The following is a 24,898-nucleotide window of genomic DNA, read 5'->3' as shown; positions in this document are numbered from 1 at the left end:
TGTCTCCTTGTCTTTCTGATCGATCGGGTGGCTTGCCGGCTAGGCCAGGGCCTCGCGGATGAAGTCCAGCCGGTCCTGGCCGAAGAACATCTCGCTGCCGACGAAGGTGGTCGGCGCGCCGAACACGCCGCGCGCCACGGCCTCCTCGGTGGTGGCGCGCAGCAGCGCCTTGACCTCCGGGTCGTTGGCCAGCGCGGTCGCCTCCTCGGCCGTGAAGCCGGCCTCGGCGACGGCCTGGGCCGTGAGCGCGGGCTCGTTGAGGTTGAGCGCGTCGATCCAGAGCGCCTTGAAGACCGACTGCAGCAGCGGCTGGAAGCGCTCCGGCCGCCGCAGCTGCGTGCCCGTGACCAGGCGCATCAGGTAGAGCGTGATGATGGGGAAGTGGGGGTTGGTCTCGATCGGCACGCCGTAGCGCCGTGCGAAGCGTGCGTAGTCGATGCTGGTGTAGCGGCCCTTGGCCGGGATGGTGGCCGGCGAGGCGTTGCCGGTGGCCTGGTAGACGCCGCCCAGCAGCATCGGCCGGTAGACCAGCTCGGCGCCGGCCTCGGCGCACAGCCGGGGCAACTGCGTCCAGGCCAGGTAGGACGCGGGGCTGCCCACGTCGAAGAAGAACTCGGCTTTCTTTGTCACGGAACACTCCTTAATTGAACGATCGTTTGTCAAACGCAAGTTATGTTATTGTTTTTTCCTTGTCAACAAGGGAAACACCGGAGTCGACGCATGCGTTACCCCTCTACCCACAAGGAAGAAGTCCGCGAGAAGCTGGTCAACAGCAGCCGGGCCATCGCCAAACGCGGTGGCTTCGACTCGACCGGCGTCGATGCACTGATGGGCGCGATCGGCCTCACCGGCGGCGCCTTCTATGCGCACTTCCCGTCCAAGCGCGCGCTGTTCACCGCGGTGATCGACGAAGAGGTCAAGAACAGCACCGAGATGCTCGCGGGCGACGAGGAGTCGCCCAGCGACCACGTCGCCAAGCGCATCCGCAGCTACCTCAGCACCTACCACGCGCTCAACCCCGAAGAGGGTTGCGTGCTGCCGACGCTGGGCCCCGAGATCGCGCGTGCCGCACCCGAAGTGCGCGAAGCGGTCGAGCGCGGCCTCAAGCAGACGCAGAAGAGCTGGAGCGCGCGCATTGGCGACCCCGACGCGGCCTGGGCGTTGATCGCGCAGTGCGTGGGCGCGCTGGTGCTGGCCCGCGCGGTGGAGAGCGACGCCACGCGCAAGGAGATCCTGGCCTCGAGCCGGCGCTTCCTCGACAAGACCCATGCGCTGGACGGCCCGATGCCGGCGCCCAAGGCTGCCGCCAAGCCGGCTGCCAAGCGCACGCGGGACTAGCTTCTGCCCGGCGCGCCGCGCGCGCCCTCTTCCTTCGATCCGCGAAACCGCCATTGACGCGGCGCCGCCTTTTGTTTAACGTCCTATTGCCAAACGGTCGTTTTTTAAAAGGATGCGTATGCAGTCGAGCGAAGAGAAGAAGGTGGCACTGGTCATCGGTGCAGGTGATTCAACAGGCGGCGCGATCGCCGAACGCTTCGCGCAGGAGGGCTATATCGCCTGCCTCACGCGACGCTCGGCCGACAAGCTCGAGCCGCTGCTGGGGGGCATCCGGGCCCAGGGCGGCCAGGCCTTCGGCTACGGCAGCGATGCGCGCAAGGAGGAAGAGGTCATCGCGCTGATCGAGCAGGTCGAGGCCGAGCACGGACCGATCGAGGTGCTGGTGTTCAACATCGGCGCCAACGTGCCCTGCAGCATCCTCGAGGAGACCGCGCGCAAGTACTTCAAGATCTGGGAGATGGCCTGCCTGAGCGGCTTCCTCAATGCGCGCGAGGTGGCCAAGCGCATGGTCAAGCGCGGCCGTGGCACGATCCTGTTCACCGGCGCCACCGCCGGCCTGCGCGGCTCCGCGAACTTCGCGGCCTTCGCCGGCGCCAAGCATGCGCTGCGCGCGCTGGCGCAGAGCATGGCGCGCGAACTGGGCCCGATGAACATCCACGTCGCGCATGTCGTGGTCGACGGCGCGATCGACACCGAGTTCATCCGCACCTCCTTCCCCGAGCGCTATGCGCTGAAGGAACAGGACGGCATCCTGAACCCCAAGCACATCGCCGAGAACTACTGGTACCTGCACACCCAGCCGCGCGACGCCTGGACCTTCGAGCTCGACCTGCGCCCCTACATGGAACGCTGGTAAGTCCCGCCCCACGAAAGACCCACCCATGAGAGAAGCCGTCATCGTCTCCACCGCGCGCACCGGCATCGGCCGCGCGTTCAAGGGCGCACTCAACCAGATCAAGTCCCCCACGCTCACCGGCCATGTGATCGCGCATGCCGTGGAGCGCGCGGGCATCGCCGGCGACCAGGTCGACGACGTCGTGATCGGCGCCGTGCTGACCGGCGGCACCGCCGGCATGAACCTCGCGCGCCTGGCCGCGCTCGCCGGCGGCCTGCCGGTCTCGGTGGCCGGCCAGACCATCGACCGCCAGTGCGCCTCGGGCCTGATGGCCATCGCCACCGCGGCCAAGCAGATCACCGGCGACGGCATGGACATCGTGGTGGCCGGCGGCCAGGAGAACATCTCCGCGGTGCAGAACGACTACACGCGCTGGGTGGCGGAGACCACCGACCCGGCGCTGATCGCACGCGTGCCGCATGCCTACATGCCGATGCTGCAGACCGCGGAACTCGTGGCCAGCCGCTACGGCATCTCGCGCGAGGACCAGGACGCGTTCGCGGCCCGGTCGCAGCGCCGCACCGCGCAGGCGCAGCGTGAGGGCCGCTTCGATGCCGAGATCGTGCCGATCACCACGCGCATGGCCGTGACCGACAAGCAGAGCGGCGCCGTCAGCCATGTCGAGGTGACGCTGGCGAAGGACGAGGGCAACCGGCCCGAGACCACCGAAGCCAGCCTGGCGGGCCTCAAGGCCGTGCTGCCCGACGGCGTGGTGACGGCCGGCAACGCGAGCCAGCTGTCCGATGGCGCCTCGGCCAGCGTGCTGATGGATGCGAAGCTCGCCGAGCGCCGCGGCCTCGCGCCGCTGGGCTTCTACCGCGGCATGTCGGTGGCCGGCTGCGCACCCGAGGAGATGGGCATCGGCCCGGTGCTGGCCGTGCCCAAGCTGCTGAAGCAGCACGGCCTCAAGGTCGAGGACATCGGCCTGTGGGAACTCAACGAGGCCTTCGCCAGCCAGGCCCTCTACTGCCAGCGGCAGCTCGACATCGACCCCGAGCGGCTCAACGTGAACGGCGGCGGCATCTCCATCGGCCATCCCTACGGCATGACGGGTGCGCGGCTGGTCGGCCATGCGCTGATCGAGGGCCGCCGGCGCGGCGTGCGCTACGTCGTCGTCACCATGTGCATCGGCGGCGGCATGGGCGCCGCGGCACTGTTCGAAGTCGCCTGAGGCGGCACCCGCTTTTCCACAACACCCGACAACGAGGACCTTTCATGAAGACACGCATCACCGAACTCTTCGGCATCCAGCACCCCATCATCCAGGGCGGCATGCACTACGTCGGCTTCGCCGAGCTGGCGGCCGCGGTGTCGAACGCCGGCGGGCTCGGGCTGATCACCGGCCTCACGCAGCGCACGCCCGAGCTGCTGGCCAAGGAGATCGCGCGCTGCCGCGAGATGACCGACAAGCCCTTCGGCGTGAACCTGACCTTCCTGCCGACCTTCTCGGCGCCGCCCTATGCCGAGTACATCGCCGCGATCGCCGAAGGCGGCGTGCGCATCGTCGAGACGGCCGGGCGCAGTCCCGAGGCCTACATGCCCGCGCTCAAGGCCGCGGGCATCAAGGTGATCCACAAGTGCACCTCGGTGCGCCATTCGCTCAAGGCCGAGCAGATCGGCTGCGACGCGGTCAGCGTCGACGGCTTCGAATGCGGCGGCCATCCGGGCGAGGACGACATGCCCAACATGATCCTGCTGCCGCGCGCGGCCGACGAGCTCAAGATCCCCTTCGTGGCCTCGGGCGGCATGGCCGATGCGCGCAGTCTGGTGGCCGCGCTCGCGATGGGCGCCGAAGGCATCAACATGGGCACGCGCTTCGTCGCGACCCAGGAGGCGCCGGTGCACCAGAACGTCAAGGACGCGATCGTGGCGGCGTCCGAACTCGACACCCGTCTGGTCATGCGCTCGCTGCGCAACACCGAACGCGTGCTGAAGAACGCCGGCGTCGACCGCCTGATGGAGATCGAGCGCGAGAAGGGCGACGCGATCAGGATCGAGGACGTCTACGAGCAGGTCGCGGGCGTCTATCCGCGGGTGATGGTCGACGGCGAGATGGACGCCGGCGCCTGGAGCTGCGGCATGGTGGTGGGCCTGATCCACGACATCCCGACCGTGAAGGAACTGATCGACCGCATCATGGCGGATGCCGAAGTGCTGATCCGCCAGCGGCTGCAGCGCATGCTGACGCTGAGCCTGGCGCAGCGCACGGCCGAGATGGCCTGAAGCGATGGGAAAGACGCCGCGGTGCTTGCCTGGCCTGCGTCAGGCCGGGCGCGCCGACCAGGCCAGCAGCAAGGCCATCGCGACGATCAGCAGGCCACCGAGCAGGTTGATGCGGCGCAAGCGCGCCGCATCGAACACCGCGCGCGTGCTGACCGAATGGGCCGCCATCACCCAAGCGACATCGATCAGGATGCCCAGGGCGATCGGCACCAGGGAATAGCCCAGCAAGGTCGGCGTGGAGAGCGTGGCGTCCTGGCCCAGGTAGCCCGGCACGATGGTGCCGAACATGATGAAGGCCTTGGGATTGGTGAGTCCCACGATCATTCCCGCGGTGAGTGATTTGGCGCCTTTCCCGGCGGACGGGTCGCGGCCTGGCGGGGCGGCCGAAGGCCTGGAAAAGATGTACTGCAGGCCGATCAGGAGCAAGGCCGCGGCACCGAGGAGCCGCATGACCGTGAGCAGGTTCGGCGAGCGCAGGACCAGCGCCCCCAGGCCCAGCGAACAGACGATGGCCACGCTGTACATCCCGAGGGCGTTGCCCACCACACCGTGCACGGCCCGCCGGCGGCCCGCGCTCAGCGTCTGCCCGATCAGGAACATGATCGTCGGGCCCGGGATGGCAATCAGGATGGTGCTGGTGATGAGCAGGCCCCACAGGCCTTGCAGCGATGCGACGCTCTGGTGCATGGTTCCCCCTCGATCTAAATCATGTCTTTTTCGGGTCCGGCTTTGAGAAGTCCAAGTGTCGGCTGAACTCTTAGAGCTTCGACGACTTCGTCCGGCGTCATGAGCGGGTAGCACTTGTCCAGATGTTCGTCGAGCACAGGCAGCATGCTGCGTCGCTCCGGCCACCCCAGTGCGGCGGCGCATGCATTGAACGCCGTGTTCCTGTACTGGTCGACATTGGTTTCGGGATCCACATAGTCGTCCATATCCCAGCGTCCGATGAGACTCTCTTGCATGTGGAACTGATGCGTTTCGATGCCGTCGCGGACAACGTGGAACACAGGGTGAATGTAGGCGCTCTTGGATGTGTCGAAGTGATCCGCTGGCAGCGTGAAGTAGTGTGTGGGGAGGGCGCCATCGCCATAGCGATGGAATCCATATTCGAACACCACTTCGAGCTGATTCGGCACGCTGCCCCAGCGTTCCTTGTTGTACTGTCGCGGGAATGGTGGCCAAACGCGCGCCAGCACTTCATGGTCACCCTCCATCTCGAAAGTGACCATGCTTGCGAAATATCCGAACAGTTCGAACAAGGGCATGGTGGTGCTCACCAGTTTCACCAGGAACGCCGACAACTCCTCAAGGGCATGCGAAGGGCTCAGGCGCGAGAACTGTCTTTCGAGCACAGGGCGGAGCGGCTGTGCGTGGTACTTCTCCGCAACAATCTGGCCAAGCGCTAGGATGTTGCAGCGGAATCCATGGACAAAGCCCGAGGCCGCATCGGGATCATTGGTCCGTGTCGGTGCTCCGATGAAGTAAAGACCTGGAACATTGACGGACTCCCATGTCGAATTGAGCAAGCAGTACTTGCCCTTCTCGTCACGCAGCGGCCGCACGGTGTCCATGTCGAAGATGTCGGCCATCGTGTAGTTGAATCCGCTGCAAACGATGATCTCATCGACCATCCCGGTTCGTCGCAGCCACCGCGGCGGTGTCCAGTGCGGGCAGGCCGTGTCATATCGGAGCAGCAGCCGGCCGGCATCCTTGCCGCTCGGAATCCTTGTCACTTCCACGATTCTGTCGCTGACGATGTTGTTGTTCGATTTGAGTTGCATCAGATCGAACACATCGGCCACCTGCGCACGGATGTCGTGAACGTTGTGGCTCTGGCGTGCGAACTTTGGCAGAGACTTGGTGAGAATGCGGGTCTCGGCCGTGATGCCGACAAGAAAATGAGCGATTTCGAAAGCCGAGTTTCCCCGGCCGATGACCGCGACGATCTTGTTCCTGTAGCGCTCGACGGCCAGCACCGGGTCGAAGTCTTCGTACATCGTGCAGGTATCCGAATTCAGCCCCTTCACGTCGGGCAGGAGGGCCTCGCTCTTGCCGGTTCCGCAGAAGATCCGATCGGCCGTCAAGCTCGACTCACCGTTGACCTCAATGACGAAAAGATCGTGGGGACGTGAGATCGCCGTGACGCGGGAATGGGTGCGGATGGAAGAGGCCAGTCCCATGTTCTTTGCCAGATACTGAAGGTACTTCTTATACGTCTTTGCGCATGGCCAGTGCTCTGAACTCCATTCCGTGAAACGTAGCTTGGGATCTTTGCGAGCGTCTTCTTCGCTGATTGAACTCAGCGTGTGCCAGTCATAGCGCATGCGGTACGTGTGGCTCTCGCCAGGGACGTACTTTTTGTTGAGGGAAATCAGCTGCCCACATACCGGCACGCGATCCCATTGACCGCCCACTGCTTCGCTGCCTTCGAGCAGAAGATAGTCGATGCCTGATTTGCTGAACTCCAGCGCCAGATTCAGCCCGGCCGGGCCACCTCCGACAATCAGGTTCGGGTAGTGGTTCTTCATGTCTGTTACTCCCTTAGAAAACGACGCACACGTGAAAGAAATGAGGTTGAGAAGCCTCAAGCGAGCGCTGACATCTGGCAGTCGACACCGGCCTGTACGTTGTCCACGACGGGCTGGCTTTCCGCCAGCGAACCAGATTGCACTGCCGAGGAGGACTTCGATGCCGCCGGAGCGCCTGCCCAGAGAGGAATCAAGGGACGTGGCAGTGCGACAAGAAGACTGGGGCACTTGGCAGGAGGCCGACCGGCCGCGCCTTCAAGAGGGTCGCCCAGGTGCCACGTCTCGACAATGGCGATGTCGGCCTGGTCGAGAAGATCAAAGGCCAAGCCCCTGCGCTGGACAGGTCCCTGTGCTCGCATGGTGGCGACGGCCTCGGGCTTAAGAGGCGCGCGCACTCCCGCAACGCCTGTCGCCAGCTCGTTTGACCTTTTTGCAAGGATCTCCACAAGCGCTTCCTCCCAGAAACTGGGAAGATTTCACCTCGCGAAGACTTGTAGCGCAATCACCAATTTGGTTTAAATCGCCAAGATCGAGGGACGGTCTCCACTGCGAGGGCAGCCTGCGCGTCGTCGGTATAGCAGCACCAGATCGCACGGGGTTACCGCATCACGAGCTGAGGCGCTAGGCGTACAACCCGTCGATCATCCCCGCGTACTTCGACTCGATCACGCGCCGGCGCAGGCGCAGCTGGGGCGTGAGTTCCTCGTCGTGCCCGCCCAGCAGCCGGGGCAGGATGGCGAAGCGATGGATGCGCCGGGCCGCGGGCAGGCCCGCGTTGAGCGCTTCCAACTGCTGCGCGATCAGCTGCTGGATCTCCGGCTGCGCGACCAGCTGCGCATAGTCGGTGTAGGGCACGTGGTGGTCCTGCGCGTACTTGAACACGCGCTCGGGTTCCAGCGCCAGCACGCAGGTGCAATGCGCGCGCCGGGCGCGCACCAGCATCGCATCCGACACATAGGCGTTGGCGCGCAGCAGGCGCTCGAGCTCGTCGGCCACCAGCGTGTCGCCGGGCGCGGCCTCGATGCGCTCGCTGCGCCGGCCGAGGATGCGCAGGCGGCCGTCGGCCTGCACGGTGACGAGGTCGCCGGTGGCGAACCAGCCCTCGGCCGTGGCCTCGCGCCGCTGCAGCGCGCCGGCCGACCAGTAGCCCGCCAGCACGGCCGGCCCCCGGAGCAGGATCTCGCCGTCGGCGGCCAGCCGCACCTCGGTGCGTGGCGCCGGGGGCACGCCCTCGGCCTGCAGCCAGACCATGCCGCAGGCTTCCGCGAGCCCGTAGACCTCGGCCAGCGGCAGGCCCAGCGCGGTGTACCACTGCAGCAGCGGCTCGGACAGCGAGGCGGCGCTCACCAGCGCGAGCCGCGCGCGCGCCAGGCCCAGCGAGGCGCGCACACGCCGCAGCGCGGTACGGCCGATCCAGCCGGGGCGCCGGGCCGCCACGCTGCGGCGGTAGAGCCGCTGGAAGGCGGGGCGGGTGTCGCCCGCGAGGATGTCGGTGCGCGCATGCAGCCGCTCCCAGAAGCGCGGCGGCCCCGAGACCCAGTGCGGTGCGGCTTCGCGCAGATCGTTGAACACCGTGCCCGGGCTTTCGGCGAAGTGCACCAGGCCGCCCGCCACCAGCGGGATGCCGGTGGCCAGCAGCCGCTCGTCGGCCTGCGCCAGCGGCGCGAAGGACAGCGAGTGGTCGCCGGCCTGCGCGCCCAGGCCGGCCTGCAGGGCCTGCACCTGGTGCAGCAGCGCCTGCTGCGTCACGGCCGCGAGCCGCGCGGGCGCGCTGGTGCCCGCGGTGCCGATCAGCGCCGCGACCTGCGCGCCGGTGCCGGCCGCGATGCGGGCCTCGAACAGTGCGGTGTCCGGGTGTCGACGGCCTTGCTGCACCAGCGCGGCATAGGTGCCCACGGCCGGGTCGGCCAGTCCCCGCAGGCCGCGGTCGTCGATCACGCAGATGCGGCGCAGCGCCGGGCAGCGGCCGCGCGCCTGCAGGGCCTTCATCAGCTGCTCGGCGTTCTCCACCAGCAGCACGCGCGTGCCGGCCTCGTGCAGCGCATGCGCGACCTCTTCGTCGGAACTCGAGGGGTAGAGGCCGTGGCTCACGAAACCCATGGCCTGCGCGGCCAGGTCCATGCAGAGCCACTCGGGGCGGTTGTGCGAGAGGATCGACACCACCTCGCCCCGCTGCAGCCCGGCGGCGTCGAGCGCCAGGCCGAGCGCGCGCGCCTCGTCGAAGTAGCAGCCCCAGTCCATGGTGGTCCAGATGCCCAGCCGCTTGTGGCGCAGCGCGGGCTGCGCGGCCCACTGCGTGCAGCGCTGGCGCCACCACTGCGGCAGCGTGGCGACGCCGTGGGGCAGTGCGTGGTCGGCCATGGCGCTCACGCGCTCTTCGCCGGATCGAGCACGCCCGAGCGGCCGATCCACTGGCCCTTGACCACCTGCTCGACCTGGATCCACTCGGGGTCGACGTGGCCGTTGCTGTAGTGCTGCGCATCGTAGGAGGACAGGCCGCGGTACTTCGAGGCCTGCAGCGCCTTCACCAGGCTGTCGGTGCTGAGCGCGCGGCCGGCCGCCTCCACGCCCTGGAAGAACCATGACGCGTAGTCGTAGAAGGCCAGCGAGATGTCCTGCGGCTCGAGCTTGAAGCGCTTGCGGTAGCTGTCGGCCCAGGTCTTCTCGGCGGCCGAGACCTGGTCCGCCGGCGTGATGCGCCAGGTGCCGATGCCGTAGAGCCCCTCGACCGAGGCCTTGCCCAGCGTGGCCGTGAGTTCGGCGCGGCCCGGGCTGGAGGTCAGCACGTTGACATCGGTCCAGCCCAGCTTCTTCACCTCGGCCGCCACCGCGATCGTCTCGCGCGTGGTGGTGGCGGCCACGATCAGGTCGGCGCCCGCAGCCTTCATGCGCGCCACCTGCGAGGAGAAGTCGATGTCGCCGACCTTGTAGCTGGCCTCGGCCACCAGCGTGAGCTTGCGGGCCTGCAGCGCGCTCTTCACGCCCTTGCCCACGAGGTCGCCGAAGGGGCCCTCCTGGTAGATGAAGCCGACCTTCTTGCTGCCCAGGTTCTCCACCGCCCAGCGGATGCCGGCGGCGGTGCTGGTGTCGTAGTGGATGTTGTTGGTGAACAGCAGCGGCGAGTTGCCCGCGGCCTGGCGCACCAGCGCCGAGGCGGCATAGGGCGCGAAGCAGACGATGCCCGCGTCGACCAGCTTCTTGGCCGTGGCCACGGTCGGGCCCGAGCCGAAGGGGCACAGCATCGCGAAGATCTCGTCGCGCCGGATCAGCTTGTCCACCGCGCGCACCGCCTGCGAAGCCTGGCTCGCGTTGTCCTCGATCACGAAGCGGATCTTGCGGCCGTGGATCCCGCCGGCTTCGTTGAGCTCGTCGACGCGCATCTGCAGGCCGTTGCGGATCGGCGGCGCAGCCACCGACACCGGCCCCGAGAGGTCCAGGTGCGTGCCGATCACGATCTCCTTGTCGGAGATGCCGCCGGCGCGCGCGGGCAGCGCGAGGAAGGCCGGTGCGAGCCCGGCCAGGCCCGAGCTCAGGAGGGTTCTGCGTCGAAGGGTCATGGGTGTCTCCAGTGGATGTTGAAAGTGATGCGTCGCGTGCTCGTCGTCAATGCCAGCTCAGGCTGCGCCGCGGCGGGCGCACGCCGCCCGCGGTGCCGTGCGCCACGTGCGCGACCGCGTGGCCGAGGTAGAAGCGCTGGACGTCGTCGCGCGCGCTCAGCTCGGCGCAACGGCCGGCCGCGACCACGCGGCCCAGCTCGACGATGTAGCCGTCGTCGGCCGAGGCCAGCGCGATGGCGGCGTTCTGTTCCACCACCAGCACGGCGGTCTGGGTCTCGGCGCTGATGCGGCGGACGATGCCGAAGATCTCCTTGGTGAACAGCGGCGACAGGCCCAGCGAGGGCTCGTCGAGCAGCAGCAGCCGGGGCTGGGCCATGAAGGCGCGGCCAATGGCCACCATCTGCTGCTCGCCGCCCGATAGCAGGCCGGCGCGCTGCCGGCGGCGCTCGCGCAGCCGCGGGAACCAGTCGTAGACGCGTTCGAGGTCGCGCGCGATGCCCTCGCGCGGACGCCGCGCGAACGCGCCCATGCGCAGGTTCTCCTCCACCGTGAGGAAAGGAAACAGCTGGCGGCCTTCGGGCACCAGCACCACGCCGGCGCGGCAGACCGCGTCGGCGTCGAGGCCATCGATGCGCCGGCCGTCGAAGTGCACGCTGCCGCGCGCCGGGTCGATCACGCCCGCGATGGTGTTGAGCAGCGTGGTCTTGCCCGCGCCGTTGGCGCCCAGCACCGCCACGATGCGGCCGGCCTGGACCTCGAGGCTCACGCCCCGGATGGCGTTGACCGGGCCGTACCAGGTCTCGATGTTGCGCACGGAAAGCAGCATGTCCATGGCTCAGGTCCCCAGGTAGGCCGCGATCACGCGCGGATCGGACTGCACTTCGGCCGGCGTGCCCGTCATCAGCACCTGGCCCTGTTCCATCACGAGCACGCGGTCGGCCACGGCCGAGACCAGCGACATGTCGTGCTCGACCATCACCACCGTGATGCCCAGTTCGTTCTGGATGTCCTCGATCCAGTAGGCGAGTTCGCGCGTTTCCTCCGGGTTGAGGCCGGAGGCCGGCTCGTCGAGCAGCAGCAGCGAAGGCTCGGCCGCGAGCGCGCGGCCGAGCTCGACGATCTTGCGGATGCCGTACGGCAGGCCCGCCACCGGGCTCATGCGGTAGGGCGTGAGCGCGAGGAAGTCGATCACCTGCTCGACGCGCTCGCGGCTCAGGAGTTCGGCGCGCTGCACCGAGGGCAGGTTGAGCATCTGCGAGAACACGTTGCCGTGCGGCGCGCGGTGCCGCCCCAGCAGCAGGTTCTCGAGCACGGTCGCGCCCTCGAACAGCTCGATGTTCTGGAAGGTGCGCGCCACGCCGCGCCGCACGATGTCGTGGCGCGCCACGCGCGTGATGTCCTGGCCGGCCACGCGGATGCGGCCGCTGCTGGCGTCGAACACGCGCGTGACCAGGTTGAAGACCGAGGTCTTGCCCGCGCCGTTGGGGCCGATGATGGCGAACACCTCGCCGCGCTGCACCGAGAAGTGCACGTCGCGCACCGCCTTCACGCCGCCGAAGGACAGGCTCAGGCCGTCGACCTCGAGCAGCGGCTCGGCCGCGGCATCGCGGATCGCGGCCGATTCGGGAATGCTCAGCGCTTTCATGCGCGCTCCGATCGCATGTAGGCCTTGGCGCGCTTGGCGCTGGCGGTGCGCAGGAAGGGGAAGTCGCGGGCCAGCGCGCGGATGCGCATCCAGCGGCCGTTGAGGCCCGTGGGCTCGAGCAGCACGAAGAAGGTCAGCACCGCGCCGTAGACGAAGAGCTCCAGCCCGAACTGGTCGGCGATGCGCGAAGGCAGCGCGCCCTTGAGCAGCGAGATCGCCGAAGGCAGCAGGCCGATCAGCAGCGCACCGAGGATCGCGCCGCGCAGGCTGCCCATGCCGCCGATGAACACCATCAGCACCAGCTGCAGCGACAGCGCCAGGCCGAAGCTCTCGGGCGTGATGAACTGGATCTGGTGCGCCATCAGCGCGCCGGCGATGCCGCTGATGCCGGCCGACAGCACGAAGGCCGTGACCTTGGTGCGCGCCACGTGGATGCCCAGGCCCTGGGCCGCGGCCTCGGAGTCGCGCACGCCCACGAAGGAGCGGCCGATGGACGAGCGCATCAGGTTGAGCAGCCCCAGCAGCACCACCACCAGCACGGCCAGACAGAGGAAGTAGAAGGCGCGCGGCCCGCCCAGGCTGAAGCCGAACAGCAGCGGCTCGGGCACCGCCAGGCCGCTGTGGCCGCCGGTCACGCCCTTCCAGCGGCCGATCACGTGCTCGGTCACGATGGCGAAGGCCAGCGTCACCACCGACAGGTGCAGCCCCGACACGCGGATGGCCGGCAGCCCGATCGCCAGCCCGGCCAGCGCCGCCACGCAGGCGGCGCCCAGCAGCGACAGCGGCAGCGACACGCCGGCCGTGAGCAGCAGCGCATGCACGTAGGCGCCCAGGCCGATGAAGGCCGATTGCCCCAGCGACACCTGGCCGGTGAAGCCGGTGAGCGTCATCAGGCCCAGGCTGGCGATGCAGAGGATGAAGACGAAGGCGACCTCGCCCACGTAGAAGGTCGGCAGCAGCAGCGGGGCCGCGAGCAGCACCGCGGCGAGCGCCAGGTAGGCCAGGCGGCCCGGCAGCGTGGGCAGCAGCCGGCGGCCTTGGCGGTAGTCGGTTTCGTAGCGCATGGCGCTCAGACCCTCCGGCCGTGGGCTTCGCCCAGCAGCCCCTTGGGGAAGAACACCAGCACCGCGATCAGCACCAGGTAGGGCATGACGTCCTTGAAGCCGTCGGGCAGGTAGACGCCCGAGAACTGCTCGATCAGCCCGATCAGCAGGCCGCCGACGATGGCGCCGGGCACGCTGCCGAAGCCGCCCAGCACCAGCGCCGAGAAGGCCTTGAGCATCACGAACCACAGGCTCAGGTCGACCAGCGAGATCGGCGCGAGCAGCAGCCCGCACAGCGCCGCGATGGCGCCCGAGATGGCCCACACCAGCGAGTTGAGCCGCTTCACGCGCACGCCGCTGAGGTAGGCCGCGAGCTGGTTCTGCGAGGCGGCCTGGATCGCCACGCCGAGCGAGGTGCGCGCCATGAAGACGAACAGCAGCGCGGTCACGGCCAGTGCGGCCGCGACGATCACCAGGTTGAGGTCGGCCACCACCGCGCCGCCGAAGCGCGTGGTCTGGCCGGTCCAGGGCGTGTCGTAGGTGCGCGAGTCGGGGCCGAAGACCATGCTCACGCCGCCGCGGATCATGAAGCCGATGCCGATGGTCAGCATCACGCCGGCGAACTGCGGCTGGCCGACGATCACGCGCATGACGCGGGCCTCGAGCAGGTAGGAGAACAGCGCGATGACCAGCACCACCAGCGGCAGCACGGCCCAGAAGGGCAGGCCCACGCCCTCGATCAGCCACCAGCCGAGGAAGGCCGACAGCATCAGGATGTCGCCGTGCGCGAAGTTCAGCACCTCGGTGGCCTTGTAGCCCAGCACCAGGCCGAGCGCGACGAGGCTGTAGATGGCGCCGGTCGACGCACCCTGCAGGCCCAGTTGAAACAACTGCGAAGTGTCCAAAGCGTGTGCACCCTTCTATGAAAAACGGTGGTTAACCAAACGATCGACCGACTATAGATTCGGCCGAAGCGCGCGGTCAACGGCGCGCGTCGCGTATTCGCTAGGGGTATGCCCTAGACGCGGAAGGTGGGGAGGCGGTGTTCCCGCGCGCGGTGTGCGCGCGGGTTTTCTTCGACGCTCCGGGCGATGGCCGGGCCTCGCCGGAAGGGGTCGGGCCCGGCCGGCGTGGGCCTAGAAGCGGTAGCCCAGCTTGACCCAGGCGCTGCGCGGCGTGCCTTCGGTGTAGCCGTTGTAGCCGCCCAGGCCGCTGTCGTAGCGCTTGTTGCCGAGGTTCTCGACGTTGACCGAGGCGCTGAGCTGCCGGCTGAACTCGTAGCGCGCCATCAGGCCGACCAGCGTCAGGCCGCCCTGCGTGGCCCGGCCGAGGCCGTAGTACTCGTCGTAGTAGATGCCGCTCTGGTAGCTCAGGCTGCCGCCCACGGTGAGCCGCTGCCAGTCGCCAGGCAGCCGGTAGCTGGTCGCGATGCGCAGCAGGCGGCGCGGCAAGGAGGTGTTGAGCAGCAGCGCGTCCGCGTCCCGCTTGGCGTGGTACGTGTAGCCGCCCATGAGCTGCCAGCCGCGCGCGAGCTCGCCCGACACGGTGGCCTCGAAGCCCTTGCTGCGCGCGCCCCGCACGGCCCGCGAGGGAATGGTGCCGTCGGGCAGCGGCGCGGCGCCATCGAGGGTCACCGCCAGGTTGTCCTCCTGCGTGCGGAAGACGGCGAAGCCGGTGTTGAGCTTGCCGTCCAGGTGCTCGCCCTTGACGCCCACTTCGACATTGCGGCCACGCCGCGGCGCGAGCACGCTGTTGTTCACGTCCTTGGCGGTGTTGGGCTGGAAGATGTCGGTATAGCTCGCGTAGACCGAGAAGGCCTTGCTCAGGTCGTAGACGACGCCGAAGTAGGGCGTGAACACGCCGTTGGCCCGGTCCTGCGGCGCGCGGGCGGTGCTGGCGACGCCGTCGGTCCATTCGGTCGAGAAGCCCGCATTGCGCCACCAGCTGAGCCGGCCGCCGACGATGACCGACAGGTCGTCGGTCGGCCGCAGGCGGGTCGATCCGTAGAGGCCCCGCTGTTCGGTCTGCTCGCCGAAGCGCAGCACCGGGTAGATGAAGTCCGGCCGCACCGAGGCCGCCAGGTTGCCGAGCGTGATCGCCTCCTGGTCCTGGCTTTGCGGCACCGAGCTGTTGGCGGTCACCGCGTAGGTGTAGCGGTTCAGGTTCAGGCCGAAGCTGGCCTGGTGCGTGCGGCCGAACAGTTCGAAGGGTCCGGTGGCGTGCAGGTCGAAGGACTTGTTGCGGCCCTCCGCCGGGTTGTCGCCACGGTCGAGCACGCCTTCCTGCGTGACCGGATCGAAGGACGAGGGATAGAGCCACAGGTCGCCGCCCGCGCGGTCGCGCCGGTTCTTCACCGTCGCCGCCTCGGCCTTGACGCGCCAGCCATTGGCCAGCCGGTGCTCGAGGTTCAGGAACAGACGGTCGGTGCGCATGTCCCAGTGGCTCCAGGGCGCGCTCGAGTTGAAGGACACCGGCAGGTGCGTGCGCGAGCCGTCGGTGTAGAACAGCGGCGTCTGGCCGAAGTTGGCGCCCTGGATCGCGGTCTTCTGGTATTCATAGCCCAGCGCCACCGTGGTGTCGGGCGATGCATCGATCTCGACGATGCCGTAGAGCAGGTCCTCGCGGCGCTTCTTGTACGCGGTGAAGGTGTCGCCGTCGGAATGCGAGGCCACCACGCGGCCGCGCACCGTGCCCGCCGCGTTGAGCTTGCCGCCGATGTCGGCCTCGGCGCCGTAGCGGTTCCACGAGCCGGCGCCGATCGACACGCTGCCGGCGAACTCCGGGGGCGGTCGCTTGCGCACCAGGTTGATCGAGCCGCCGGGCGTGCCCACGCCATTGAGCAGGCCGGCCGCGCCGCGGACGACCTCGACGCGGTCGTAGATCGCGGTGCCGACCATGCTCGGCTCGCCGGCCACGCTGTTGAAGGCCAGCGTGGGAATGCCGTCGAGCATGGTGCTCAGGTCGAAGCCGCGCGACGAGTAGGTCACGCGCTCGTCGATCCGGTCGGCCACGATGCCGGGCGTCTGCCGCAGCACGTCGTTGAGCGTGACCAGGTGCTGGTCGTCCATCTGCTGGCGCGTGACCACGCTGACCGATTGCGGCGTCTGGCGCAGCGACAGGTCCATGCGCGTGCCGGCACCGGTGATGCGCGTGGTGTAGGCGCCCGTGCCCTCGGTCGTGCCGTCGATGCCGGCCTGCGCCGTCACGTTCACCTGCGGCAGGGTGGCGCGATCGGCCGCCGCGGCCGCGGCGCGCTGGATCGTCACCTGCGAGGCGCCGCTGCGCACCGCGACCAGGCCGCTGCCGCCCAGCATCCGGTCGAGCGCCTGCTGCACCGTGAGGCGGCCCGCGAGCGCGGGCGAGCGCAGGCCGCTCAGCACCTCGCCGGCGGCGAAGACCTGGAGGCCGGTCTGGCGCGAGAGCGCCTGCAGGGCCGAGGCCAGCGGCTGGGCCGGCAGTTCGAGGTCGAACACCGCGGCCGTCAGTTCGGGGGCCTGGGCCGCGGCCGCGCCGTGCCAGCCGGCGAGGGGAAGGCCGAAGGCGGTGGCGAGCGCGGCGTTCAGCAGGCGCTGACGCGGCGAGGAAAAAAGCAGGCGAGGCATGGATCGGGGCTCCGGTAGGGTCGATACAGCCAAGACGTTCGGGCGCGCGAAACGGAGACAGCCCCGTCGTAAGGCGCGTGCGGTGCGCGGGCGCTCAGCGCGGCTTGAGCACCACGCTGCCATCCGTCTGCGGTACGGCGGCCAGCGGCAGGATCGACGGCAAGGCCGCGAGCAGGCCCGCGGACTCGTTGCTGCGGAAGCGGCCCGACAGGCGCATCGCGTCGACGCGTGCGTCGGCCGTGACGATGGGCTGCGCGCGGTAGCTGTTGACCGTCGCCAGTGCCTCGCCCAGCGGCGTGTTCTCGAACACCAGCCAGCCCTCGCGCCAGGCCGCGAGCGCGGCGGTGTCGGCCTGCCGCACCGGTTCGGCGCGGCCCTCGCGGATCTCCAGCAGTTCGCCGCCGCGCAGCTCGATCACGCTGGCTCCGGCCGGTGCGCCCGGTGGCGCATGCAACTGGACGCGCACATGACCACGTTCGACCCCGATGCTGACCGGCCCGCCGCGGTCGCGCACGGTGAAGGCGGTGCCGACCACCTCGATGGTGGCCGCGCGGGTGTGGATCCAGAACGGGCGCTCGCGGTCGTGCGCGACCTCGAAGCGCACCTCGCCGCGCGCCATCGCGACCATTCGGCGCTGGCGGTAGAGCGTCACGTCGAGCTGGCTCTGCGGCGCCAGGTCGAGCCGGCTGCCGGGTGCGCCGTCGAGGCCGTCGGCCAGCATCACGCGCAGCGTCTGCGCGGTGCGCGTGGCATAGGCCGCCGCGAAGACCGGTTGCTGCCAGTACCACTGCACGCCGCGGCCCGCGGCCAGGCCGGCGCCCAGCAGGCCGGCCACCGAGAGCAGCAGCTTGCGTCGCTGCGCCCGCGCCGGGGCGAGCGGAGGGCGAGCGGGTTCGTCGAAGCGCGCGCGCAGGCCATCGGCCATGCCGCCGAGCGCATCCCAGCGCGCGCGGGCCTCCTGGGCCGCCGCCGCATGTTCGGGGGATCGGCCGCACCACCGGTGCAGCGCCAGCCGGGCCTGCTGCGCGGCCTCGCCGGGCGCGATTTCGCTGTCGACGATCAGCGCCAGCGCGCCTTCGATCAGGCGCTCGTCCGGCGCGCGCATCGCCAGGCCGCGGCTCACGGGTGGTCTTCGGCCAGCGTCGCGTCGAAGCCGGCGCGGTGCGACACCACGGCGGGCTCGATCAGCTCCGCGCGCAAGGACGCGAAGACGCGCGAGCAGTCGAGGGTGGCGCGCAGCACATGCTTGGCCACGGCCATCTCGGTGATGCGCAGCCGCTGTGCGATCTCCGCGCGCGAGTGGCCGTAGGCGCGGAACAGCAGGAACACCTCGCGCCGGCGCGGCGGCAGCTGCTCCAGCGTCTGGACCACCCGCGCCAGCACCCGCTGCTGGGCCAGCAGGTATTCGCCCGAAGGCGCTGCGTGGTGGGTGCCGAGCACGGCCTGCGAACGGACCCATTCTTGCGCCACCTTGTGGCGGCGCGCCTCGTCGATGCAGAGGTTGCGGGCCACGCGGAACAGCAGGGCGCGGGGCGATTCGATGGCATCGCCCGCGAGGGTGTCGGCGCTCCCCGCCGGGCCGCGCCGGCCCGTGGCCTGCGCGTACACGCGCTCGAAGCTGGATTGCGCGATGTCCGCCGCATGGTGCGGGTCCCGCAGCTCGCGCGCGAGCTGCCGACGGAGGTCCGCACAGTGGGCAACAAGTTCCTGGACGAGATCGCGCATCCGACCGTCTTCTCGCAAGCGTGGACCCTGCGCCCGGCCGAAGGGCGCCGCGTGATCCGGAGGGGTTGTAAATGGGAATTATTCTTATCAAAGTGTATCACCGGGCCGTGGCGGCCTGGGCCTCGCCGCGGTGCGGCGTGCCTGCGCGGCACCCGGGCCGGGCATACTCGACCCGCCAACAACTTGCCTGAAATCTCTCCGAATGGACAAAGAAGTCGACGCCGCGGTGCTCGCGGTCATCAATGAAAAACGCCTGCTGGGCGACAAGCGCACACCGGTCGAGATCATCGCCAAGATGGGCGTGTTCGACGCGCGCCAGCAAGCCTCCGAATCCGCCTGGCTGGCGACGGGCGACAACGTCATCGCCACCATCTGGGCCGAGTTCGTCAGCGTGGGTGCGGGCGGGCGCTGGTTCTACCTCGAGTCGCTCGACGCGCAGCAGCGCCTGGGCGGCAACGGCGAACGCACCGCGCTGCAGGTGCAGCGTGCCAAGGACCGCTTCAAGCTGCTCAAGCGCTCGCTCGACGCGGGCCAGTCCTTCCGCGCCGTGCTGCAGACCAACCGCGTGGCCATCGCCGACCTGGAAACCGACAAGGCCGCCAAGGTCTCGATGCGCGTGCCGGACGACGAGGAATGGCATGTCGCGAGCTGGGACGCCGACCTCAAGGTCGCGGTGCTGGTGCGCGGCCCGCGCGGCTGGCTGCCCAGCGACGACGAGATGAAGGCCGCCCGCGCGCGCGGCAGCGTGCCGCCGCCGGCACCGGTCGTCACGTCCGGCCCGATGTCGCGGGACGAGGTCCAGGCGGCCGCGATGGCCTACCTGACCAAGCACTTCTCGAGCTATGGCTACAAGGCCGAGGACGTGTCGAGCCAGGGCCTGGGCTACGCGATCGAGGTGTCGGACAAGAAGGGCAACACCCTGCTCAAGCTGGCGGTCAAGGGCACGGCCCGCGGCGTGCCCAGCTTCCAGCTCGACAGCGTGGAACGCGCGGCCGCCAAACGCGGCGACCCGTGGCGGCTGGCGGTGGTGATGGACATCGGCGGCCCCGCCGCCCAGCACAAGATCTACAAGCCCACCGAGATCGACAGCGCGCCGGGCCTCGAGCCTTTGCTGAGCTGAGGTCTACCGCATGCGAAAAAGCCGCTGGCGCCTTGCGGGGCCAGCGGCTTTTTCGTGGGCGAAGCGAATCAGAAGTCGACCAGGCTCACACCGATGCTCAGCACCGTGCGCTTGCGGTTGTAGTCGACCAGCGTGTCGCCGTAGCCGTGGAACAGCTGCGTGTGGAAGCGCAGGTTGCTGGTGACCGGGTTGCCGATGGCCTTGAACCATTCGAGCCGGATCGAGCCGCGGCCGCTGTCGCGCAGGTTGTTGCGCACGGTCATACCGAAGGTGTTGTCGCGGTCGTAGTTCCAGCGGCCGGTGACCTCGGCGCGGCCGATGTAGTCGGCGATGTCCGGGTTGTCGTCGCTGTCGGCGTTTTCCTTCCAGCGCTTCCAGATGCGGGCCGAGACCTGGAAGCGGTCGTCGAGCTCCATGCCGCCCATCAGGTAGGTGCGGTTCCAGCTGCGCGACAGCGGCAGGCTCTGGCCGTTGGACTGGTGCACGATGCCCACGCCCAGGTAGCGCCAGCGCCAGCCGAAAGGCAGCCGGAAGTCGGCCGGGTAGACGTACATCATCTCCGGCTCGTGGTCGGTGCTGCGGAAGGGGCGCGAGATCTCGCCGTTGAACAGCTGCCAGGTCGACTGCTGGGAGTAGGCGAACCAGAGCGAGTCCTTCTTCTGCGGATCGTTCGAGGTCAGCAGGCCCTGGGCCAGCTTGGTGCGCATCGACAGGCCCAGGCGCATCTCGTTGGCCTGGTAGTCCACGGCCGTGCCGGTGTGGTCGGCGGCGGGCGACGTGGGCACGTCGGGCTTGTGCGTGGCAGCGGAGATCGAGACGTTGAGCGGGCGGTAGCCGCGGAAGCCGAAGGTGCCGCAGTCGCTGCCCTCCTCCAGTTCCCAGAAGCGCGAGAAGGTCGAGTACTGGCGGTCGCGGCAGCCCTGCTCGGTGGCCACGGCCACCACGCGCGTGGCGGGGATGCTGGCATCGACCGGCGGCGCGGGCTGCGTGCTGGCGAGCACCGGCGGCGCGCCGGGCACGGCCGCGGCGGGCAGCGTCTGCTGCTGGGCCCAGCGGTCGAAGCAGGCCAGGCGCGCGTCCTTGCTGTCGGCCAGGCGCTGGCACTGCTGCCAAGTCAGCTGGTCGCTGGCGAGCGAGCTGGCGGGCTTGTCGGCCGGCTGCGCATGGGCCGCGCCCACGCCGGCCAGCAAAGCGGCCAGGGCGGCGCCGTGCCAGGTCGTCAGGGGGGACCGATCTTGCGCAGCACGAAGGGCTGCTCGCTGTCGTCGCTTGAATTTCGCCATGTACCTTTGAACTCCTTGCCGCATGAGCCGGCCTGCATTTCGCCCGACCAGACTGCGCTGATGGCGCGGCCGTCCAGGGATTCGTCGAAGACCAGAAAGCCTTCGTCGCCGATGTCGCCCGACAGCTGGGCCGTCTGGGTGCCGCGCGTGATGGTGCCACGCACGCTGCCTTGGTATTCGGGATGTTCGGCCAATCGCACGTCGGCCGGCGCCGCGAGATTTCCGAAACGTGCCTCCCAGCGGCCGTAGAGCGCTTCGGGCGGCAGTTCGCCGGTGTTGGCCGGGCAGGCCTCGGTGGCGTGCGCGGGCGCGCCCAGCAGGCCGGCGAGCGCCACCAGCAGCCACAGCGATGCGATCCGGCGCTTCATCGGTCGGCGGCCGCAGCGGCGGCGGCCGCGGCGGCGTTGTCCTGCACCTTGCGCGCGAACTCGGCGCGCAGCGCCTTGAGCTTCTCGCGCGGGTCTTCCTTGATGGTGGTCTTGTCCAGGCCCATCTCGGCGATGAAGCGGCTGGGCTGGGTGGCGATCATCTCGCGGCCCTTCTTGCGCCGCTTGGTCCAGCTCACGGCCAGCGTGCGCTGCGCGCGCGTGATGCCCACGTACATCAGCCGGCGCTCTTCCTGCAGCCGCTGCAGCGTGTCGTCGCTGACCTTCTGCTGGCGGCCGTCGTCGTCGTCGAGCTTGAAGGGCAGCGTGCCCTCGTTCACGCCGATCAGCAGCACATGCGGCCATTCGAGGCCCTTGGACGCATGCAGCGTCGACAGCGTCACCACGTTCTGGTCCTTCTCGCGCTCGCTGATGGTCGACAGCAGCGAGATGGTCTGCGCCACCTCGAGCAGGTTCTTGCGCTCGCTCTCGACGGTGGCGCCCGAGGTGTCGTCGATCTCGCCGCCGCAGCGCGCGGCCATCCAGTCGCAGAACTCGAGCACGTTGGTCCAGCGCGTGGCGGCCGCGGACTCGCTGTCCTCGCCGTCGTAGAGATGCTGCTCGTAGCCGATCTCCTTGAGCCACTCGGTCATGAAAGCGCGCGCGGCCTCGGCGCCCACGGTGTGGCGCGCCTTGTATTCGAGGTCGTTGATGTAGCGGCCGAACTCGAGCAGGCCCTCGAGCGTGCGCTTGGGGATCACGCTGGGCAGCGAGGAACTGAACAGCGCGCCGAACAGGCTCAGCTTGTACTGGCTCGCGAAGGTGCCCAGCGAGGCCAGCGTGGTGTGGCCGATGCCGCGCTTGGGCGTGGTCACGGCGCGCAGGAAGGCCGGGTCGTCGTCATTGTTGGTCCAGAGCCGGAACCAGCCGCAGAGGTCCTTGATCTCGGCGCGGTCGAAGAAGCTCTGGCCGCCCGAGACCTTGTAGGGGATCTGCGCCTTGCGCAGCGCCTGCTCGAAGACCCGCGCCATGTGGTTGGCGCGGTAGAGGATCGCGAAGTCGCGGAACTCCTTGTGCTGCTCGCCCTGCGTCACCGCGGTGCCGGCGCGCAGGCTCACGATGCGGGCCACGGCGCGCTCGGCCTCGTGGGCCTCGTTGTCGGCGTCGACCACGCGCACCGGCTCGCCTTCACCCAGCTCGCTGAACAGCGTCTTGGGGAACAGCTTGGGGTTGGGGCCGATCACGTTGTTGGCCGCGCGCAGGATCGCGCTGGTGGAGCGGTAGTTCTGCTCCAGCTTGATGACCTTGAGCTTCGGGTAGTCGATCGGCAGCTTGCGCAGGTTGTCCAGCGTGGCGCCGCGCCAGCCGTAGATCGACTGGTCGTCGTCGCCCACGGCCGTGAAGTGGCCCTCGGTGCCGACCAGCGCCTTGAGCACCTCGTACTGCGTGGCGTTGGTGTCCTGGTACTCGTCGACCAGCACATGGCCCAGCGTGTTCTGCCATTTCTCGCGCACCGCCTCGTGCTCGCGCAGCAGCTTGAGCGGCATGCCGATCAGGTCGTCGAAGTCCACGCTCTGGTAGGCCGTGAGCCGCTCTTCGTAGCGCGCCATGATCTGCGCCGTGATGCGCTCGTTGTCGTCGGTGGCGATGGCCTCGGCCTGGGCCGCGTTGAGGCCCATGTTCTTCCACTTGCTGATGGTCCACTGCCAGATGCGCGCGGTCGCGGTGTCGACGCTGCCGCCCGCATCCTTGAGGATCTTGGTGACGTCGTCGCTGTCGAGGATGCTGAAGGCCGGCTTCAGGCCCAGCACCGCGCCGTCCTCGCGCATCATGCGCACGCCCAGCGCATGGAAGGTGCAGACCACCACATGCTTGGCGTCGCGCCCGATCAGCCCCTTGGCGCGCTCGCGCATCTCGGCCGCGGCCTTGTTGGTGAAGGTGATGGCGGCGATGCGCTTGGGCGCCATGCCGGCCTGGATCAGGCGGCCGATCTTGTGCGTGATGACGCGCGTCTTGCCGGAGCCTGCGCCGGCCAGCACGAGGCAGGGACCATGCAGGTAGTTGACGGCTTCCTGCTGGGCGAGATTGAGACCGGAAGACATGCGGGCGTGAGCGGCGACGAGGGCAGGCGCAAAGCGCGCAATGATACTGGCGCGCCGAAAAGCCCGGCCTTGACGGAACGCCTTCCGGCGTGCATGCGGATGGGTGTTCGTCGCACGCGCCAAGGGGCCGCCGCGTGTTAAGACCGCGGCCTCCTTGTGTGCAACACCATGAAAAAAACAAGACATCCGCTCACGATCGTGCTCTGGACCGCGCTGCTGACCGTACTGGCCACGGTGCTGGTGCTGAACTTCATCCCCGGCGAGAAGAAGATCGATCAGCACATCGAACGCGAATACGGCCTGCGCGACCCGCAGTTCCGCCGCGCCATGGGCGTGCTGCTGGGGCCGGCCATCGTGCAGGGCAACCGCTTCGAGGCGCTGCACAACGGCGACCAGATCTTCCCGCCCATGCTGGCCGCCATCCGCGGCGCGCAGCAGAGCATCACCTTCGAGACCTACATCTACTGGTCGGGCGACATCGGCCGGGCCTTCGCCGATGCCCTGGCCGAGCGTGCGCGCGCCGGCGTGCGCGTGCACGTGCTGCTCGACTGGGTGGGCAGCGCGAAGATCGACGAGCGTTTCCTGCAGGAGATGGAGAAGGCCGGCGTCGAGATCCGCAAGTTCCACAAGCCGAGCTGGTACGACATCGCGCGCATGAACAACCGCACCCACCGCAAGCTGCTGGTGGTCGACGGCGCGGTGGGCTTCACCGGCGGCGTGGGCATCGCGCCCGAATGGACCGGCCATGCGCAGGACCCCGAACACTGGCGCGACTCGCATTTCAAGGTCGAGGGGCCGGTGGTGGCGCAGATGCAGGCGGTCTTCATGGACAACTGGGTCAAGGTCTCGGGCCAGGTGATGCACGGCGAGCGCTACTTCCCGGCGCTGCAGGCGCACGATGCGCGCGCGCCGGGCGCGGGCGGCGGGGCGCAGATGTTCAGCAGCTCGCCCTCGGGCGGCAGCGAGAGCATGCACCTGATGTACCTGCTGGCGATCACCGCGGCCGAGCGCTCGATCGAACTCTCCAGCGCCTACTTCGTGCCGGACGCGCTCACGCGCGACGCGCTGGTGGCCGCGGTGCGGCGCGGCGTGCGGGTGCGCATCATCACGCCCGGGCCGATCATCGATGCACAGACCGTGCGCGGCGCATCGCGCGCGGCGTGGGGCCCGCTGCTGGAGGCGGGCGTGCAGATGCACGAGTACCAGCCGACCATGTTCCATTGCAAGGTGCTGGTGGTCGATGACTTCCTGGTCTCCGTCGGCTCGACCAACTTCGACAACCGCTCCTTCCGCCTCAACGACGAGGCCAACCTCAACATCTACGACGAGGCCTTCGCCAGGGCGCAGGTCGCGACCTTCGAGGACGACCTGCGGCAAAGCCGCGCCGTCACGCTGGCACAGTGGCAGGCCCGCCCGCTGCGCGAGAAGGCGATGGAGCACCTGGCGAGCCTGCTGTCGGCGCAGCTTTGACG

At 68.9% G+C, this 24,898-nt stretch carries 21 protein-coding genes; 6 read left to right on the top strand and 15 right to left on the bottom strand.

Translation table 11 applies throughout. The annotated features are described in order from the left end of the window. Positions 1–39: 39 nt before the first annotated feature. Entirely contained in the window at positions 40–630 is a 591-nt protein-coding gene (locus A9977_RS24945) for a 2-hydroxychromene-2-carboxylate isomerase (RefSeq protein ID WP_183027528.1), read from the bottom strand. 90 nt (positions 631–720) lie between these two features. Between A9977_RS24945 and A9977_RS24940 the strand changes: the two genes are divergently transcribed. The 4 genes from A9977_RS24940 to A9977_RS24925 all read left to right on the top strand — a co-directional run bounded on the left by A9977_RS24940 (position 721) and on the right by A9977_RS24925 (position 4,456). Next, a complete protein-coding gene (locus A9977_RS24940) occupies positions 721–1,338 on the top strand; it encodes a TetR/AcrR family transcriptional regulator (RefSeq protein WP_183027527.1) in 618 nt (205 codons plus the stop codon). 118 nt (positions 1,339–1,456) lie between these two features. Then, positions 1,457–2,194 (top strand): SDR family oxidoreductase, encoded by a 738-nt coding sequence (locus A9977_RS24935; RefSeq protein ID WP_183027526.1) that lies wholly within the window; start codon positions 1,457–1,459, stop codon positions 2,192–2,194. 25 nt (positions 2,195–2,219) lie between these two features. Further along, positions 2,220–3,404 (top strand): acetyl-CoA C-acyltransferase, encoded by a 1,185-nt coding sequence (locus A9977_RS24930; protein ID WP_183027525.1) that lies wholly within the window; start codon positions 2,220–2,222, stop codon positions 3,402–3,404. Between the two features lie 44 nt (positions 3,405–3,448). After that, positions 3,449–4,456, top strand: a complete 1,008-nt coding sequence (locus A9977_RS24925) for a nitronate monooxygenase family protein (RefSeq protein ID WP_183027524.1) — start codon at positions 3,449–3,451, stop codon at positions 4,454–4,456. A gap of 39 nt (positions 4,457–4,495) precedes the next feature. On the opposite strand, the gene A9977_RS24920 is transcribed toward A9977_RS24925, so the two are convergent. The 11 genes from A9977_RS24920 to A9977_RS24870 all read right to left on the bottom strand — a co-directional run bounded on the left by A9977_RS24920 (position 4,496) and on the right by A9977_RS24870 (position 18,556). Then, complete coding sequence (locus tag A9977_RS24920; protein ID WP_183027523.1) at positions 4,496–5,143, bottom strand: LysE family translocator; 648 nt, start codon at positions 5,141–5,143, stop codon at positions 4,496–4,498. A gap of 14 nt (positions 5,144–5,157) precedes the next feature. Then, positions 5,158–6,984, bottom strand: coding sequence for an NAD(P)-binding domain-containing protein (locus A9977_RS24915; RefSeq protein WP_183027522.1), 1,827 nt, complete (start codon positions 6,982–6,984; stop codon positions 5,158–5,160). A gap of 621 nt (positions 6,985–7,605) precedes the next feature. Then, entirely contained in the window at positions 7,606–9,345 is a 1,740-nt protein-coding gene (locus A9977_RS24910) for a long-chain fatty acid--CoA ligase (protein ID WP_183027521.1), read from the bottom strand. A 5-nt stretch (positions 9,346–9,350) separates the two neighbouring features. Further along, entirely contained in the window at positions 9,351–10,541 is a 1,191-nt protein-coding gene (locus A9977_RS24905; RefSeq protein ID WP_183027520.1) for an ABC transporter substrate-binding protein, read from the bottom strand. Between the two features lie 46 nt (positions 10,542–10,587). After that, positions 10,588–11,373, bottom strand: coding sequence for an ABC transporter ATP-binding protein (locus A9977_RS24900; protein WP_183027519.1), 786 nt, complete (start codon positions 11,371–11,373; stop codon positions 10,588–10,590). 3 nt (positions 11,374–11,376) lie between these two features. Then, on the bottom strand, positions 11,377–12,186 hold the full coding sequence (locus A9977_RS24895) for an ABC transporter ATP-binding protein (RefSeq protein ID WP_183027518.1): 810 nt from the start codon (positions 12,184–12,186) through the stop codon (positions 11,377–11,379). Next, positions 12,183–13,250 carry a branched-chain amino acid ABC transporter permease gene (locus tag A9977_RS24890; protein WP_183027517.1) on the bottom strand — a complete coding sequence of 356 codons (1,068 nt, stop codon included), beginning with the start codon at positions 13,248–13,250 and terminating at the stop codon, positions 12,183–12,185. Before A9977_RS24890 ends, A9977_RS24895 begins: the two co-directional genes overlap by 4 nt. 5 nt (positions 13,251–13,255) lie before the next feature. Next, a complete protein-coding gene (locus A9977_RS24885; RefSeq protein ID WP_183027516.1) occupies positions 13,256–14,134 on the bottom strand; it encodes a branched-chain amino acid ABC transporter permease in 879 nt (292 codons plus the stop codon). A 231-nt stretch (positions 14,135–14,365) separates the two neighbouring features. Beyond that, positions 14,366–16,831 (bottom strand): TonB-dependent receptor, encoded by a 2,466-nt coding sequence (locus A9977_RS24880; protein ID WP_183027515.1) that lies wholly within the window; start codon positions 16,829–16,831, stop codon positions 14,366–14,368. A 94-nt stretch (positions 16,832–16,925) separates the two neighbouring features. Then, a complete protein-coding gene (locus A9977_RS24875; protein WP_286555603.1) occupies positions 16,926–17,954 on the bottom strand; it encodes a FecR family protein in 1,029 nt (342 codons plus the stop codon). Continuing rightward, positions 17,951–18,556: an RNA polymerase sigma factor gene (locus tag A9977_RS24870; protein WP_183027514.1), complete on the bottom strand. Its 606-nt coding sequence runs from the start codon at positions 18,554–18,556 to the stop codon at positions 17,951–17,953. The genes A9977_RS24875 and A9977_RS24870 overlap by 4 nt, the downstream gene beginning before the upstream one ends. A gap of 202 nt (positions 18,557–18,758) precedes the next feature. Between A9977_RS24870 and A9977_RS24865 the strand changes: the two genes are divergently transcribed. After that, positions 18,759–19,676, top strand: coding sequence for a protein NO VEIN domain-containing protein (locus A9977_RS24865; protein WP_183027513.1), 918 nt, complete (start codon positions 18,759–18,761; stop codon positions 19,674–19,676). A gap of 68 nt (positions 19,677–19,744) precedes the next feature. Here the strand turns inward: A9977_RS24865 and A9977_RS24860 are convergent, their stop codons facing one another. Genes A9977_RS24860 through A9977_RS24850 form a run of 3 tightly spaced genes read right to left on the bottom strand, consistent with a single transcriptional unit; the run spans position 19,745 to position 23,426 of the window. Next, positions 19,745–20,959, bottom strand: coding sequence for a phospholipase A (locus A9977_RS24860; RefSeq protein WP_183027512.1), 1,215 nt, complete (start codon positions 20,957–20,959; stop codon positions 19,745–19,747). After that, positions 20,896–21,327, bottom strand: a complete 432-nt coding sequence (locus tag A9977_RS24855) for a hypothetical protein (RefSeq protein ID WP_183027511.1) — start codon at positions 21,325–21,327, stop codon at positions 20,896–20,898. The genes A9977_RS24860 and A9977_RS24855 overlap by 64 nt, the downstream gene beginning before the upstream one ends. After that, the gene (locus tag A9977_RS24850; RefSeq protein ID WP_183027510.1) at positions 21,324–23,426 is read right to left on the bottom strand and encodes an ATP-dependent helicase; all 2,103 of its coding nucleotides are present in this window, start codon (positions 23,424–23,426) and stop codon (positions 21,324–21,326) included. Before A9977_RS24850 ends, A9977_RS24855 begins: the two co-directional genes overlap by 4 nt. A gap of 168 nt (positions 23,427–23,594) precedes the next feature. Here A9977_RS24850 and A9977_RS24845 point away from each other — a divergent pair, with 168 nt between their 5' ends. Then, on the top strand, positions 23,595–24,896 hold the full coding sequence (locus tag A9977_RS24845) for a phosphatidylserine/phosphatidylglycerophosphate/cardiolipin synthase family protein (RefSeq protein ID WP_183027509.1): 1,302 nt from the start codon (positions 23,595–23,597) through the stop codon (positions 24,894–24,896). The last annotated feature ends 2 nt before the right edge of the window (positions 24,897–24,898 follow it).

It is taken from the genome of Variovorax sp. UMC13, assembly GCF_014170375.1.
Lineage (GTDB): Bacteria > Pseudomonadota > Gammaproteobacteria > Burkholderiales > Burkholderiaceae_C > Variovorax.
The sequence above is the reverse complement of the archived record's forward strand: the minus strand, read 5'-3'. Positions and strand labels throughout refer to the sequence as shown.